At 64.2% G+C, this 13210-nt stretch carries 16 protein-coding genes; 3 read left to right on the top strand and 13 right to left on the bottom strand.

What is annotated here, in order from left to right; all coding sequences use genetic code 11:
* Positions 1 to 32 precede the first annotated feature (32 nt).
* Entirely contained in the window at positions 33 to 746 is a 714-nt protein-coding gene (gene tolQ / locus AC5ZG1_RS25000; RefSeq protein WP_027579741.1) for a protein TolQ, read from the bottom strand.
* A gap of 1281 nt (positions 747 to 2027) precedes the next feature.
* Between tolQ and AC5ZG1_RS24995 the strand changes: the two genes are divergently transcribed.
* Positions 2028 to 3101 (top strand): tartrate dehydrogenase, encoded by a 1074-nt coding sequence (locus tag AC5ZG1_RS24995; protein ID WP_496134355.1) that lies wholly within the window; start codon positions 2028 to 2030, stop codon positions 3099 to 3101.
* Positions 3102 to 3272: 171 nt separating this feature from the next.
* Here the strand turns inward: AC5ZG1_RS24995 and AC5ZG1_RS24990 are convergent, their stop codons facing one another.
* From AC5ZG1_RS24990 to AC5ZG1_RS24955, 8 genes are all read right to left on the bottom strand, one after another.
* Positions 3273 to 4244, bottom strand: a complete 972-nt coding sequence (locus AC5ZG1_RS24990; RefSeq protein WP_456640962.1) for a Na+-dependent transporter — start codon at positions 4242 to 4244, stop codon at positions 3273 to 3275.
* Positions 4245 to 4777: 533 nt separating this feature from the next.
* Positions 4778 to 5272, bottom strand: a complete 495-nt coding sequence (locus tag AC5ZG1_RS24985; protein ID WP_028163673.1) for a DUF2852 domain-containing protein — start codon at positions 5270 to 5272, stop codon at positions 4778 to 4780.
* 120 nt (positions 5273 to 5392) lie between these two features.
* Positions 5393 to 6088: a TetR/AcrR family transcriptional regulator gene (locus tag AC5ZG1_RS24980; protein ID WP_028163674.1), complete on the bottom strand. Its 696-nt coding sequence runs from the start codon at positions 6086 to 6088 to the stop codon at positions 5393 to 5395.
* 287 nt (positions 6089 to 6375) lie between these two features.
* Positions 6376 to 6741 (bottom strand): YciI family protein, encoded by a 366-nt coding sequence (locus AC5ZG1_RS24975; RefSeq protein WP_208828741.1) that lies wholly within the window; start codon positions 6739 to 6741, stop codon positions 6376 to 6378.
* Positions 6742 to 6782: 41 nt separating this feature from the next.
* Positions 6783 to 7202 (bottom strand): YciI family protein, encoded by a 420-nt coding sequence (locus AC5ZG1_RS24970; RefSeq protein ID WP_130228243.1) that lies wholly within the window; start codon positions 7200 to 7202, stop codon positions 6783 to 6785.
* Positions 7203 to 7340: 138 nt separating this feature from the next.
* A complete protein-coding gene (locus tag AC5ZG1_RS24965; protein WP_496134354.1) occupies positions 7341 to 7754 on the bottom strand; it encodes a YciI family protein in 414 nt (137 codons plus the stop codon).
* Between the two features lie 147 nt (positions 7755 to 7901).
* The gene (locus AC5ZG1_RS24960; RefSeq protein ID WP_496134353.1) at positions 7902 to 8270 is read right to left on the bottom strand and encodes a nuclear transport factor 2 family protein; all 369 of its coding nucleotides are present in this window, start codon (positions 8268 to 8270) and stop codon (positions 7902 to 7904) included.
* Positions 8271 to 8924: a glutathione S-transferase family protein gene (locus AC5ZG1_RS24955; RefSeq protein ID WP_496134352.1), complete on the bottom strand. Its 654-nt coding sequence runs from the start codon at positions 8922 to 8924 to the stop codon at positions 8271 to 8273.
* A gap of 162 nt (positions 8925 to 9086) precedes the next feature.
* Between AC5ZG1_RS24955 and AC5ZG1_RS24950 the strand changes: the two genes are divergently transcribed.
* Positions 9087 to 9875, top strand: a complete 789-nt coding sequence (locus tag AC5ZG1_RS24950) for an SDR family NAD(P)-dependent oxidoreductase (protein WP_496134351.1) — start codon at positions 9087 to 9089, stop codon at positions 9873 to 9875.
* Here AC5ZG1_RS24950 and AC5ZG1_RS24945 read toward each other — a convergent pair.
* A complete protein-coding gene (locus AC5ZG1_RS24945; RefSeq protein WP_496134350.1) occupies positions 9872 to 10441 on the bottom strand; it encodes a histidine phosphatase family protein in 570 nt (189 codons plus the stop codon). The two genes, AC5ZG1_RS24950 and AC5ZG1_RS24945, sit on opposite strands and share 4 nt — an antisense overlap.
* A gap of 150 nt (positions 10442 to 10591) precedes the next feature.
* Here AC5ZG1_RS24945 and AC5ZG1_RS24940 point away from each other — a divergent pair, with 150 nt between their 5' ends.
* A complete protein-coding gene (locus tag AC5ZG1_RS24940) occupies positions 10592 to 11029 on the top strand; it encodes a hypothetical protein (RefSeq protein WP_028163682.1) in 438 nt (145 codons plus the stop codon).
* A gap of 1 nt (position 11030) precedes the next feature.
* Here AC5ZG1_RS24940 and AC5ZG1_RS24935 read toward each other — a convergent pair whose 3' ends face one another.
* Genes AC5ZG1_RS24935 through AC5ZG1_RS24925 form a run of 3 tightly spaced genes read right to left on the bottom strand, consistent with a single transcriptional unit; the run spans position 11031 to position 13123 of the window.
* Positions 11031 to 11444, bottom strand: coding sequence for a VOC family protein (locus AC5ZG1_RS24935; RefSeq protein ID WP_028163683.1), 414 nt, complete (start codon positions 11442 to 11444; stop codon positions 11031 to 11033).
* 36 nt (positions 11445 to 11480) lie between these two features.
* Complete coding sequence (locus AC5ZG1_RS24930; RefSeq protein ID WP_456640956.1) at positions 11481 to 12758, bottom strand: RNA polymerase sigma factor; 1278 nt, start codon at positions 12756 to 12758, stop codon at positions 11481 to 11483.
* A complete protein-coding gene (locus AC5ZG1_RS24925) occupies positions 12755 to 13123 on the bottom strand; it encodes a YciI family protein (protein ID WP_130228235.1) in 369 nt (122 codons plus the stop codon). Before AC5ZG1_RS24925 ends, AC5ZG1_RS24930 begins: the two co-directional genes overlap by 4 nt.
* Positions 13124 to 13210 lie beyond the last annotated feature (87 nt).

The raw sequence follows: 13210 nt of genomic DNA, 5'->3' as shown, positions 1-13210 counted from the left end.
CCCACCGCTTGCGTTCATCACTTGCTGCCTCATCAGGCCCGTTCGTCGATCTGGCGCGACAGAATCGCGGAGAACTCGTCGGCAAAGCCTTCCAGGCGCTGGGCCTGTCGGTTCACCTCGGAAATGAACTTATTGTAGAAAATAGTCGCCGGAATTGCGGCGATCAGGCCGATTGCGGTCGCAAACAGCGCCTCCGCGATTCCCGGCGCCACCACCGCCAGTGAGGTATTCTTTGATGCCGCAATCGACTGGAAGCTCGACATGATGCCCCAGACGGTGCCGAACAGGCCGACGAAGGGGCCGGCCGAGCCGACGGTCGCGAGCACCAGCAGCCGCCGTTCCAGCCGCTCGACCTCGCGCGCGATCGACACATTCATGACCTTCTCGATCCGCATCTGAAGGCCGCCAAAGGAGCGCGAATGGCTCTCGAAGGACCGCTTCCATTCGCGCATCGCCGCCACGAAACAGGCCGCCATCGACTGGGTCGGCTTGGCCGACAGCGTGCGATAGAGTTCCTCGATCGACTGCCCTGACCAGAACGCCTGCTCGAACCGGTCCATCGCGCGGCGGGTGCGCGAATACAGAAAGATCTTGTCGATCGCGATCGCCCAGACCCAGACCGAGCAGGCGAGCAACCCGAGCATGACCGCCTTCACGACCCAGTGGGCCTGCAGGAACAGCGCGATCAGCGACACGTCGCTCGAGGCCATGGGCAGCGCTGCCTGCGCCACGTCGGCGGGATTCATCGGCAATATCCTTTCAACGCAAAGATCCTCTGTCCTTCCCGGAGCAAATGGCTGCCGGTCCCGGATTTTCGTTTCGACGCGTTTTCCTCACGCGAACCGGTCTCCACCTCGCTTGAGCCGCCCCTCGCAGCCGCGCGCCCAGCGCGGCGGTTACGCGCCAGCCGCGAAAAGCTTTCATCTGTCGCATGGGAGGGCCGTCCAAGGCCGGGCCCTGCTTCCTCCGCCAACATGTCAAAACAAGGGCTGTTCGCGCGTCATTTCCGTCCCTCACCTGACTCTAACCGTGGTTAAGGCGAGGTTACCAAAGCCCGGTTTGGCGGCTGGAAATGCAGGAAATCCGGCCGGTTACGGGAATGGGCGGGTTCCCTGCTGCTTGTTCCCCATCCTAAGGAGATAGGCTGGCTTCAATTGTCAAACAGCGAAGGGGATATGACTCCGCATTCTCGCGGCATGACCTGCCCGAGCTTTGCGTTCGCTTCGCCCTCTCATTGAATAGAGGGCGCAGGGAAAGCCGGGTGCCGGTTGCACCCATGGGTCCCGTGCAACAAAAAGCACGGGGGTAGGACCACAGGTTCAACCGAAAACACTCCGGCTTTCCCTGCGCAGTGGTTTACGGCTTACTTCGTGCTCTTCCCGGTGACCGGGCTTTCTTGCCACCGTCGCCCGCGGCAGCTCTTGCTGCTCGCGAGCTTAGCGCCAGCGTCGGGGCGCCAGAACCACACGACTTCGCCGTCCGTGATGTGTGTGCTCGTCAGTCACATCCATCGCGTCCACCGCATCCCACCGCAACGTTCGTGACGATCGCGATCCGCCCCTCATCTTGGGTGAGACGCGCGGAGTTAAATCACTGATTTGCCCGACGGCGAAAGCGGAATGTTTTTGCCGCGAGGGCTGGACGGGGCGAATCACGTTGATTGGCCTAAGGAAAATCGCGCGAATGATACGATGCCGTCATGCCCGGGCAAAAGCGCGAAGCGCGTCTTCGCGCAGATGACCCGGGCATCCACGTCCTTTGCCTCCGCGGACGGGAGAACGTGGATGGCCGGGTCAAGCCCGGCCATGACGGAGGAGAGGATTGCGCAATGCGTCCCTCCGTCATTCCGGGGCGATGCGGAGCATCGAGCCCGGAATCCATTTCGCCTCTCGCGCTGTGGCCCGATGGATTCCGGGCTCGCGCTGCGCGCGCCCCGGAATGACGGACAAAACTTGGCGTGGGCGAAATGGTGGGTTACGCATCGGCCAAAGCTCGTCGAAGCCACAATCGCGCCCCGGGAGAAACTCATGCGCACCCATTCCATCGCCGCCATTCCTGCCGACGGCATCGGCCCCGAGGTGATCTCGTCGGGCATTCGTGTGCTGGAGGCGCTGGCGAAACGCTCCGGCGATGTCACCTTCAAGTTCAAGACGTTCGACTGGGGCTCGGACTACTACAAGAAGCACGGCGTCATGATGCCGGCCGATGGGCTCTCCGAACTGAAGAAGTTCGATGCGATCTATTTCGGCGCGGTCGGGGCGCCCGATGTGCCCGACCACATCACGCTGTGGGGGCTGCGGCTGCCGATCTGCCAGGGTTTTGACCAATACGCCAATGTGCGGCCGACCAAGATCCTGCCCGGCGTCGCCTCGCCCTTGCGCAATGTCGGCGTCGGCGATCTCGACTGGGTGATCGTGCGCGAGAATTCGGAAGGCGAATATGCCGGCGCCGGCGGACGCGCGCATAAGGGCCTGCCCGAGGAAGTCGGCACTGAAGTTGCGATCTTCACCCGCGTCGGCGTCACGCGCATCATGCGCTATGCGTTTCGGCTCGCGCAGTCGCGCCCGCGCAAGCTGCTGACTGTGGTGACCAAGTCGAACGCGCAGCGCCACGGCATGGTGATGTGGGACGAGATCGCCGCCGAAGTGGCGCAGCAATTCCCCGATGTCACCTGGGACAAGATGCTGGTCGACGCCATGACGGTGCGCATGACGCTGAACCCGAAAAGCCTCGACACCATCGTCGCGACCAACCTGCACGCCGACATCCTGTCCGATCTCGCAGGCGCGCTCGCCGGCAGCCTCGGCGTCGCGCCAACAGGCAATATCGATCCCGAGCGCCGCTTCCCCTCGATGTTCGAGCCGATCCACGGCTCGGCCTTCGACATTACCGGCAAGGGCATCGCCAACCCGGTCGCGACCTTCTGGACCGGCGCACAGATGCTGGAGCATCTCGGCGAGAAGGACGCGGCCGTGCGTCTGATGGCGGCGGTGGAACGCGTCTGCGCCGCCGGTGTGCTGACGCCGGACGTCGGCGGCAACGCGACGACGAAAGAGGTGACGGATGCAGTGATCGACGCGATTCAGGGATCGAATGTATGAGGCGCCTTCACCTCTCCCGAAGGGAGAGGTCGGATTTCGCGCGCCAGCGGGAAATCCGGGTGAGGGGTTGAGGTCTATCGAGAGAGCGTAACCCCTCACCCGGCGCTGCGCGCCGACCTCTCCCTATGGGAGAGGTGAAGTGCGGCCCGCCTGCGAAAGCAGATGGCACCTCTACCGCCACTTTGTCAGCCTGCCCATGATCGGCTTGAGCAGTTGCGGCGCAAGATAGATCGGGAATTGCGATAGCGCGAAGTAGAGCCAGGTCAGGCCCGGCAGCACGCCGTCGGTGGCGGCGACCATCAGGCCCATGTTCCGCTGCGACACCATCACGGCCAAGGAAAGCGCGCGCTCCATGCCGAAGCGGCGAAACACCAGCATGGTGCCGGCGAGCAGCGCAAAGAACACCGCAAAGGCGAGCAGCGTCAGCCCCAGCGCCTGCAGCGGTTCACGCCAAAAACTCGGCGCGACCGGACCCATGACTGCGCAAACGAACACCAGGAGGATCAGGATGTTCAGGCCGTCGATTGGCGCCTTGTGGCGCTCGATGGCGGCAAGCCCGAACAACAAACGGATGATCGCGGCGGCCGCGAGCGCGCCGGCCAGGATCAGAAACAGTTTTGCCCCGAGAGCGACCGGCGACAATGTCAAGGCAGAGCCGAAGAAGAGATAGGCGAACAGCGGCGCGGTGAGCGGCACCAGCGCGGTGCCGGTCACCAGCGTGATCAGCACCAGCGTGGCGTCCAGCCCCATCAGCGCCGCGAGCGAGGGCGAAGCCATCATCGGCGAAGCCACCGCCTGCAGCATCAGGCCCAGGAACAGGTCCGGCGAGGCTGTGCCGAGGCCGGCCGCGCGCCAGAAGACGCCGGTCATGGCCGGGACCGCCAGCAGCGTCCATGCCGTCGCAGCGAGCACAATCGCAGGCCGGCGCAGATAGAGCCGCAGCGCGGAGATATCCACGCGCATGAACGAGATGCAGAGCAGGAGAAAGACGGCCTCCGTAACGAAGGGCCGCAACGCTTCGCCGAGCGGCGGGATCGCGATGCCGATGAACACTAACGCGGCGACGGCGCGCGTGCCCTGGCGGCCGAGCCACGCGAGCGGCCCGACGATGGCAGCAATGGTAGCAGTCAAGGCAACAGGCATTGGCGTTCTCCTGATGGAGCCGCAGCACGGAGAGACCTGTTGAGATAAGAACATGCGCCCGCCGGACCGCGGCGGCACTCGTTCATGTTTTGCAGATGAGACAAGACGACGTGCCGCTCCTTAAAAGGAGCGCCACCAGCGCGACGCAGTGAAGGTCAGGCAATCGTCCATGGGACTTGATTGGCATCGTGCGACGCCATTGGCAAGAGGCACAGTGTCGTCCTGGCGAAAGCCAGGACCCATAACCACAAGCGGTTGTTGTGGCGCGTGCAAGTGGTTGCAGCGGAGCACACTCCAAACACTTGTGGTTATGGGTCCCGGCTCAAGGCCGGGACGACAGCGTCATTGCGGCAACGGAAGTGTTCAACACGGCCGCTTCAAAAACCAAACCGCCCGTCTGCTTTCGCAAACGGGCGGCTCAGGGCCATCAGGTTTTATGGGGGCACATCGCCTGAAGGCTAGCTCTCGATCTTATTCCTGACGCGTTTTCTTCACGCGAACCGGTGCCCACTTCGCTTGAAAACGTTATGGCTTTAGCCCTGCTGCGGCGGGGGCTGGTCGTTCGGCGGAGTCGGACGCTGGCGATGCTGGTTCATGAAGGCGTCGAACTCTTCCTTGTCCTTGGCGTGGCGCAGGCGGCTCAGGAATTCCTTGAACTCCTTCTGCTCCTCTTCGAGACGCTGCAGCGTCTCGGCGCGGTATTCGTCGAAGGCGCGGTTGCCGCTCGAGGGCGGACCAAAGCCCCAGCCGAAGCCGCGGCGCTCCATGCGGTCGCGCATGCGATCCATCTTGTACTGCATCCGCTCCATCTTGTTCTGCCAGCGATCCTGATCGTGGTGACTCCAGCAACCCATTCTTCTGCTCCCGAGTGTGAAAAAGAGGAGGGCGAGCCCGATCGGCCACCAAATGATGAAGCCAAGAATGGTCACGGCAATCCAGCCGGGGTGCCACGGGCTTTCGAACATGCGTGGGCGGTAGGGTTCTTCCACAGGGCCGCGCCATCGATTGACATCTGCGGTGTAGGCCATTTCCCTTCTCCATCACGGCATCACGCCGTTGTGAATGTAAATAACATTTACATACTTGGCCGATCCATTCCGAAAGTCAAGCCGACCCCACGGGGGTGCGACAAAATTATTTCGGCAATTTTATTTCGGTTTGCCCCAAGGACCGGCAGGCTTTTCGTCCAGCGGCTCGGGTGTGCGCTCGGTGGGGAAGCCGAGGCCGCGCAGATAGATCAGCACTTCGGCTTCCAGCAGCTCTTCCGGCGTCATCGGCAATTTGCGACGCGCAGCGTCACCACGGCCGAACAGCGAAGCGACGCCGTGCGACATCGCCCAGATGTGCAGCGCCATCATCATCGCCGGCGGACGCGGCACGCCGGGCGGCGCCAAAGCCGCAAGCCGCTCGGCGGCGGCACGAATGACTGCAAAGGCGCGTTCGCTTGCCGCCATCAGTGCAGGAGTTGTCTCGACGGGAACGCCGGATTCGAACATCGCCGAATAGAACGCCGGCTCCTCGCGCGCGAAGGCGAGATAGGCCTTGCCGACGCGCTCAAACGCGGTGATCGTGTCCGGACGGCCGTCGTCCCACGCCTGCGTCAGGAGCTGCTCGAACTGCTCGAAGCCGCGCTGGGCGATGCTCGACAATAGTTCGTCGCGGTCGCGGAAATGCCGATAGGGCGCGGCGGGGCTGACGCCGGCCATGCGCGCGGCGTCGGCGAAGGTGAAGCCGGCCGGCCCCTTCTGCGAAATCAAATCGAGCGCCGCCTGCAGCAACGCTTCTTTGAGATTGCCGTGATGATAGCCGCGCTCGCCGCGGCGCTGATCCTTGCGCCAGCTCATGTGAAAAGCTCTTACATGAGCCGGATGCAAAGGTCACTAGCGCCGAGGGCGCAACTTCGCGTCATTCCGGGGCGGCTCGCAGAGCCGAACCCGGAATCTCGAGATTCCGGGTTCGATGCTATCGCATCGCCCCGGAATGACGGCGGTTCGTAGCCCGGGTGGAGCCAACGGGTCGCGCGAACGCGCGCCCGATGACAGGCTCCGCGCAACCCGGGACGGCTGTGTCCGCATTTCCGGGCCCCGGGTGACGCTGGCGCTTCACCCGGGCTGCAGGGCTGGCGGCGAAATTAACGGCCCGGAATCGGAAGGACCGGCATGATCTCCACGGAGTCGCCCGGGAAGATCGCGAAATGCGGGTGGTTCTCGAACATTTTGGCGGCGGCCTCCTGCGAAGCGGCACGCACCACGGTGAACCCGGTCAACAGGTTGGTGATGTCGGCGATGCCGTTCGCGTCGACCTTCTTGGTCTTGCCGAGCGGGCCGCCCATCTCGACGATCACGCCCTGATGCTTTTCGACCCAGGCGCCCCACGCCGCCATCCCCTGCTGCTCCTTGGCGCGCCGCTCGGCCTCCGGCAGCGCGCGCCAGGCCGTCATTCGCGCGCCGTTCATGCTGCCGAGATAGACGGCGAGGAACGTATCGTTGCTGCTCATGTGCTTCTCCCTTGGCGTTGAATTGACGATCGGTGCGTGGCTCAGCGGTGCGCCGAGTCCCGCTGCAGTTCTTCGAAGCCGGCGGCTGCCTTCTGCACCTCCTCCGAGAAATCGCTCATTTCCTGCACCTGGCGGATCTCGATGATCTCGTTCTCGCTGGCCGGACATCGCTTGGCCCATTCGATCGCCTCCGCACGCGAGGCCACGTTGATCATCCAGTAGCCGCCGAGCACTTCCTTCGATTCGGTGAAGGGACCGTCGGTGACCACGGGCTTGCCGGTGGCGAAGGAGACGCGGGCGCCCGCCGACGGCGGATGCAGGCCGTCCAGCGCGATCAGGACGCCGGCGTCCTTCAGCGCCTGGTTGTATTGCATCATTGCCCTAACGCGTTCGGGGTCGAGGTCGATCTTCGGCGGCGCGGTCTCAAAGCCGAGCGGGATCATCAGCATCATGAATCGCATGGGTGGTTCCTTGTGGTTTGGGGGATGTCATTCCGGGGCATCGCAACGCGATGAGCCCGGAATCCATTTCTCAGCTTGCGCACGCGGTCCGATGGATTCCGGGCTCGTCCTTCGGACGCCCCGGAATGACGGCGAGGGCTACCTTGTGGCGACCTGGGCGCGCAGGCGCTCTTCCTGCTCGCGCAGTTCGGGGGTCAATGCCTCGCCGAAATCCTCGGTGGAGAACACCTGCCGGATCTCGATCTCGCCGTCCTCGAACGGGGCGCGCTTCATCCAGTCGATCGCTTCATCGAGCGAATTGGTCTCGATCAGCCAGAAGCCGGCGACGAGATCGTTGCTCAAGCTGAACGGTCCGCGGCTGACGCGGGGCTGCCCGCCGCCATAGCCGACCCGCGCGCCCTTCGCACTCGGATGCAGGCCCTCGCCCGCCTGCATGACGCCGGCCTTGACCATCTCCTCGTTGAAGGCGCCCATCGCAGCCAGAAGTTCCGTCGAGGGCATCACGCCGGCTTCGGTGTCCCGGCTGGCCTTCACTATCACCATGAATCGCATCGTCTCGCGCTCCGTTAGGGGGTCACTTATTGGTCACTTGTCTTCAGGCACTCGCAGATAAGACGAACCGGGTTTTGCCGCACCGACAGGTCCCTGCAAAATTATTCTGGAGGTAATTGCGGCAATTGGGCGCGGGCGGCATGCCCACTACGCGCCCTGCTTGACGAATTTGCCATCCTGATAGGTGGCGCCGAAATAGACGTCGATGCGCTTCACCTTGTCGCCGTCGAAGGCAAAGAACTCGGTATTGCGGAAGCTATTTCCGTCCTTCGCCACGCAGCGATAGGTCACGAAGGCCTCGTCGCCTTTGACGAAGATCCGTTCCAGCTCATGGCTCGCGATCCAATCGCTATCCCGCCAGCAGCGGGCGAAATAGGTCAGCTTGTCCAGATTGTCGTCATAGGGGCTGGTGAAACGGAAGTCGTCGGTGAAGGCCGCCTCGACGCGCTGGCGGTCGTTCGCCAGATAGGCGGCGAAGATCGCGCGGATGATCCCGGTTTTGTCGATGGATGGCATTCAGCTCTCCCTCGGCACCATCCTGAAATAGGGCTCGGCCTCCTTCATCACCCGCGCGAAGGACGGACGCGCTTTCAGGCGCTCGAAATAAGCGCGCAGATTCTCGTGCTCGTCGCCCAACGGCACCATCATGTTGCCGTAGAACAAGGACGGCGCGGCGGCGCAATCGGCAAGCGTAAACGCCTCGCCCGCCGCCCAGCCGCCGGGCGCCAACTGCTCGTCGATGATGCGGTAGGAGGCGAGCAGCTGCGCCCTCGCCTCCTCGACGCCAAACGGATCCTTGCTGTCGGCCGGCCGCAGCCGGTCGCCGACGATCTTCTGCATCGGCAGGTGCAGATAGAGATCATAGAAGCGTTCACGCAGCCTGGTCTGCCAGGCGAGATCGGCCTCAGCCGGAATGAACTTGGTGCGGCCGGGATAATGGCGGTCGAGATAGTCGATGATGATGCTGGATTCCGGCACGACCTGGTTCCGCGCATGGTCCTGCAGCACCGGGAAGCGCCCGATCGGCGACAGTTTCAACAGCGCCGCGCGCTCGGCGGGATTGGAAAGGTCGACGGGATGGGGCGCGAACGGGACGTCGTTCTCATAGAGGGCGATGAGCACCTTCCAGCAGAACGACGACAGCGGGTGATAGTGCAGCGTCAGCGACATGGAAACTCCTGTTGCCGGCGGCCGGATGTGCCGCCACAGGGAAGACGAAGCAGGGCTCAGGGCGCCCGACATCGCCGGCGGATTTATTTCGCGGCCGCAGACCTTGCTTTCGCCTGGTAGACGGCGCAACAGGAACCGATATCGGAAAACGTTGGAACATCCATGACTTCATCTTCGCAGAAGGTCGCGCTCGTCACCGGAGCGGCGCGCGGCATCGGGCTTGCCACCGCCAGGCGATTCCTCGCCGAGGGCTGGCGCGTGGCGCTCCTGGATATCGAGCGCGAATTGCTGAACGAGGCGGTCGCGAGCCTCAAACAGGCCGAGAACACGCTGGCGCTGCCTTGCGACGTCTCCGACGCCGCTGCTGTCGCGGCAGCAGTCGCCGCGGTGGAAAAACGCTTCGGCCGGCTCGATGCGCTCGTCAACAATGCCGGGGTTGCGGTGTTCGCGCCGCTGCTCGAGACCTCGGACGCCGACTGGAGCCGGATCCTGGCGGTGAACCTCACCGGACCGTTCCTTTGCGCCAAGGCAGCCGCGCCGCTGATGCGCGAGCATGGCGGCGGCGCCATCGTCAATATCACCTCGATCTCGGCGGTGCGCGCTTCCACGCTGCGCTCGGCCTACGGCACCAGCAAAGCAGGGCTAGCGCATCTGACCAAGCAGCTCGCGGTCGAACTCGCCTCGCTCGGCATCCGTGTCAATGCGGTGGCGCCTGGCCCGGTCGACACCGCGATGGCGAAAGCGGTGCATACGGCCGCCATCCGCGCCGATTATCACGACGCGATCCCGCTCAACCGCTACGGCCTCGAGGAGGAACTGGCGGAAGCGATCTTCTTCCTCAGCTCCGAGCGCGCAAGCTACATCACCGGGCAGATCCTCGCGGTCGACGGCGGTTTCGATGCCGCCGGCATCGGATTGCCGACGCTGCGCGGAGAAGGGCGGAACGGCTAGGGGCGCTGGTTGACCGCGATGACGCGCCAGCCATTGGCCAAGCGATCGATCCGGGTCAGCGACAGCGGATCGATCACGAACCGCAAGGCGTTCTCAGCCTGTAGGTCAAGCGCGATTGCGAGCACGGCGCGGATCGTGCCGGAATGCACGACCAACACGGCATCGCCCGCCGGCGACGTCGCCAGACCCTGCCTCGCGCGCGCGATCTGATCGACAAAGCTTTCGCCGCCGGGCGGCCGGTTGCTCGCCGGCGATCGCCAGAACGCGTGATAGGCATCGCCGAGCTCAGTCGCGAGATCGTTGTGACGCCGCCCGGTCCAGGCGCCGAAATCCTGTTCACGAAAGGCGGCGTTCTCGACCGCTGCGAGCCCGAGCGCGGCCGCGGTCTCCCGCGTGCGACGCGCCGGGCTGCAGGCCGCGAACGCGCCTTGCGGCAGCCTTGCCTTCAGCGCGGCAAGCGCCGCTTCGTCACCGAGGTCGGCCGGCGCGTCCGGGCCATGGATGACCCCTTTCGGCCCATCGACGGGCGCGTGCCGGATCAGCCACAGGTTGGTTTCGATGTTCATCTTGAAGCCTGGGCCAGCCTTGCGGCGAGCAGCATCATGCGAAGGAATCGCATGTAGTTCGATAGTCTAGACGAAGCTGCATGACAAAATCTTGCCGCATGCGACGCCGCTAAATATGCGAGGAGAACGAGGAGATCGGGGAGCCAGCGGATGTCAAGGGCGGTGATCAAGGCGGCTTTGATCGCAGCGGCGCTGCTCGGAGCAAGTTCGTTCGCGCGCGCCGAGGTCCGCATCCTGGCAAGCCCGGGCGGACAAGTCGAGCCTTTCATCGAATTGTTCGCGCGCGTGCGCGCCTCCGGCGAGCGCGTGGTGATCGACGGGCCCTGCCTGTCGGCCTGCACACTGGTGCTCTCGATGGTTCCGAACAACCGCATCTGCGTGACGCGGCGCGCCGTGCTCGGCTTCCATGCCGCGCGTTCGGTCGACAGGAGCGGCCGTTTCTATGCCGAGCCGGAGGCCTCCGAGGCGGTGCTCGAGGCCTATCCGGCACCGGTGCGCGGCTGGATCGTAAGCCACGGCGGATTGACGTCGCGGCTTTTGCTGTTGCGCGGACGCGACCTCTCGGCGATCTATCCGCGGTGCCGATAGCTCACATTCCTTCGGCGGGGCAGTTCACCATCCAGGGGATGCCGAACTGATCGACGCACATGCCAAAACCCTTGGCCCAGAAGGTCGGCGTGAAGGCCATGGTCACGGTGCCGCCTTCCGCGAGCGCCTTGAACTTGCGTTCGCCGTCGGCGGGGTCTTCCACGGTGAGAGAGACCGCAAAGCCCTGCGGCTTGTTGAAATATTCCGGCGGCGAATCGGAGGCCATGATGATCTCGCCGTCGATCGTGATCTTGGCGTGCATGATCTTCTTCTTCCAGTCCGGCGCGACGGGCATCGACTCCGGCGCCTGCTCATGGGTGAGCATCGCCTCGATCTTCGCGCCGAGCACCTTCTCATAGTATTTCAGCGCCGCTTCGCAATTGCCGCTGTAGAACAGATAGGGATTGACCTGCATGGCTTGCTCCTTGGGTTTGAGGGCAGTAGCGGAAAACTATTTCTTTGAAGATTTGGCGCCGCGCGGTTGGCTGTCGCGGATCAGGCGGTCGAGATGCATGCGGATGTGAGCGGCCTCCGCGGTCGTGTTGGCAAGCGCGATGGCGCGGTCGAAGGCGACGCGGGCCTCGTCATTGCGGCCGAGCTGCATCAGGAAGGCGCCGCGGACGCCGTAGAAGTGGAAATAGTTCTGCAGCCGCTGGGCAAGCGGATCGATCATCTCGAGCGCCGCTTCCGGCCCGCGAACTTTGGAGACCGCAACCGCGCGGTTCAGCGTCACCACCGGCGAAGGCTGCATAACCTCGAGCGCGCCGTAGAGCAGGTCGATCTGTATCCAGTCAGTGTCTTCGGGCTTTTCGGCGCGGGCATGCAATGCGGAGATCGCGGCCTGCACCTGATAGGGACCGCTGCGGCGATGGCGCATCGCCTTGTCGATCAGCGCCAGCCCCTCGGCGATTAAGGTCTGGTTCCACAGGCGGCGGTCCTGGTCCTCGAGCAGGATCACGGCACCATCAGCATCGAACCGCGCCGCCGCACGGGCGTGCTGCAACAACAACAGCGCGGTGAGCCCCATGATCTCCGGCTCGCTCTGGAACAGGCGCAGCAGCAGCCGCGCCAGCCGGATTGCTTCTTCGCAGAGGGGGCTGCGGATCTCGGCGGTGTCCCCGCTCGCCGAATAGCCCTCGTTGAAGATCAGGTAGATCATCGCCGCGACGGAAGCGAGGCGCTCGCTGCGTTCGGCCGCACCCGGCGCCTCGAACGGCACTTTCGCCTCCGCCACGCGCGCCTTCGCACGGGTGATGCGCTGCTCCATCGCGGCCTCGCTGACCAGGAAGGCGCGCGCGATCTGTTTCACAGAAAGGCCGGAGACGATGCGCAGCGCCAGCGCGATCTGCTGGGTCGGCGGCAAATCGGGATGGCAGCAGATGAACAGCAGCCGCAGGATGTCGTCGCGATAATGCGAGCCGTCGAGCCGTTCGGCGAGTGCGTCTTCGGCGTCGTCGAGATCGGAGATCGCCTGGTCGTCGTCCGGCAGCGCCTCCTGCTTGCGACTGCGCCTGATATCGTCGATCCCGACGTTGCGACCGACCATGATCAGCCACGCCGCGGGATCGCGCGGCGGACCGTTCTGCGGCCAGCTCTTCAGCGCGCGCAGGCAGGCGTTCTGGTACGCCTCCTCCGCCCGGTCGAGATCGCGGAAATAGCGGAGCAGCGCGCCGACCGCCTGGGGTCGCGCCGAAGTCAGCGCGGCGTCGATCCAGGCGGTATCGGTCACGGCTGAACACTCCCCGGGTTGAAAACCCCGACGGGCCTGATCTCATAGGCGCCGCCCGGATTGGCCGCGCCGAGATCGCGCGCGACCTCGAGCGCCTCGTCGAGATTCTTGCAGTCGACGACATAGAAGCCGAGCAGCTGCTCCTTGGTCTCGGCAAAAGGACCGTCCAGCACCAGCGGCGGATCGTCCTTGCGCAGCGTGGTCGCCGCCGTGGTCGGCAACAGCCGCGCCACCGGCCCCAGCCGGCCCTGCTTGGCCAGTTTCTCCTGCACGACGGAAAGTTTCTTCATGACGGCCGCGTCCTGTTCCTTGGTCCAGGAACCGACCATGTCCTCGTCGTGATAGCAAAGGATGGCATACAGCATGCGTCAGGCATCTCCGTTGTGTTGAAGACGAACGATTATGCCCGCAGCCGACAACACTTAGAAGAAATTTTGAGAAGGGGTGAGTTC

The organism is Bradyrhizobium sp. Leo78, assembly GCF_059512425.1.
The sequence above is the reverse complement of the archived record's forward strand: the minus strand, read 5'-3'. Positions and strand labels throughout refer to the sequence as shown.

Bases quoted from the DNA above. Each gene is read 5' to 3' on its own strand.
- tolQ (WP_027579741.1), bottom strand. From the start codon at position 746: ATGAATCCCGCCGACGTGGCGCAGGCAGCGCTGCCCATGGCCTCGAGC.
- AC5ZG1_RS24995 (WP_496134355.1), top strand. From the start codon at position 2,028: ATGCGCACCCATTCCATCGCCGCCATTCCTGCCGACGGCATCGGCCCC.
- AC5ZG1_RS24990 (WP_456640962.1), bottom strand. From the start codon at position 4,244: ATGCCTGTTGCCTTGACTGCTACCATTGCTGCCATCGTCGGGCCGCTC.
- AC5ZG1_RS24985 (WP_028163673.1), bottom strand. From the start codon at position 5,272: ATGGCCTACACCGCAGATGTCAATCGATGGCGCGGCCCTGTGGAAGAA.
- AC5ZG1_RS24980 (WP_028163674.1), bottom strand. From the start codon at position 6,088: ATGAGCTGGCGCAAGGATCAGCGCCGCGGCGAGCGCGGCTATCATCAC.
- AC5ZG1_RS24975 (WP_208828741.1), bottom strand. From the start codon at position 6,741: ATGAGCAGCAACGATACGTTCCTCGCCGTCTATCTCGGCAGCATGAAC.
- AC5ZG1_RS24970 (WP_130228243.1), bottom strand. From the start codon at position 7,202: ATGCGATTCATGATGCTGATGATCCCGCTCGGCTTTGAGACCGCGCCG.
- AC5ZG1_RS24965 (WP_496134354.1), bottom strand. From the start codon at position 7,754: ATGCGATTCATGGTGATAGTGAAGGCCAGCCGGGACACCGAAGCCGGC.
- AC5ZG1_RS24960 (WP_496134353.1), bottom strand. From the start codon at position 8,270: ATGCCATCCATCGACAAAACCGGGATCATCCGCGCGATCTTCGCCGCC.
- AC5ZG1_RS24955 (WP_496134352.1), bottom strand. From the start codon at position 8,924: ATGTCGCTGACGCTGCACTATCACCCGCTGTCGTCGTTCTGCTGGAAG.
- AC5ZG1_RS24950 (WP_496134351.1), top strand. From the start codon at position 9,087: ATGACTTCATCTTCGCAGAAGGTCGCGCTCGTCACCGGAGCGGCGCGC.
- AC5ZG1_RS24945 (WP_496134350.1), bottom strand. From the start codon at position 10,441: ATGAACATCGAAACCAACCTGTGGCTGATCCGGCACGCGCCCGTCGAT.
- AC5ZG1_RS24940 (WP_028163682.1), top strand. From the start codon at position 10,592: ATGTCAAGGGCGGTGATCAAGGCGGCTTTGATCGCAGCGGCGCTGCTC.
- AC5ZG1_RS24935 (WP_028163683.1), bottom strand. From the start codon at position 11,444: ATGCAGGTCAATCCCTATCTGTTCTACAGCGGCAATTGCGAAGCGGCG.
- AC5ZG1_RS24925 (WP_130228235.1), bottom strand. From the start codon at position 13,123: ATGCTGTATGCCATCCTTTGCTATCACGACGAGGACATGGTCGGTTCC.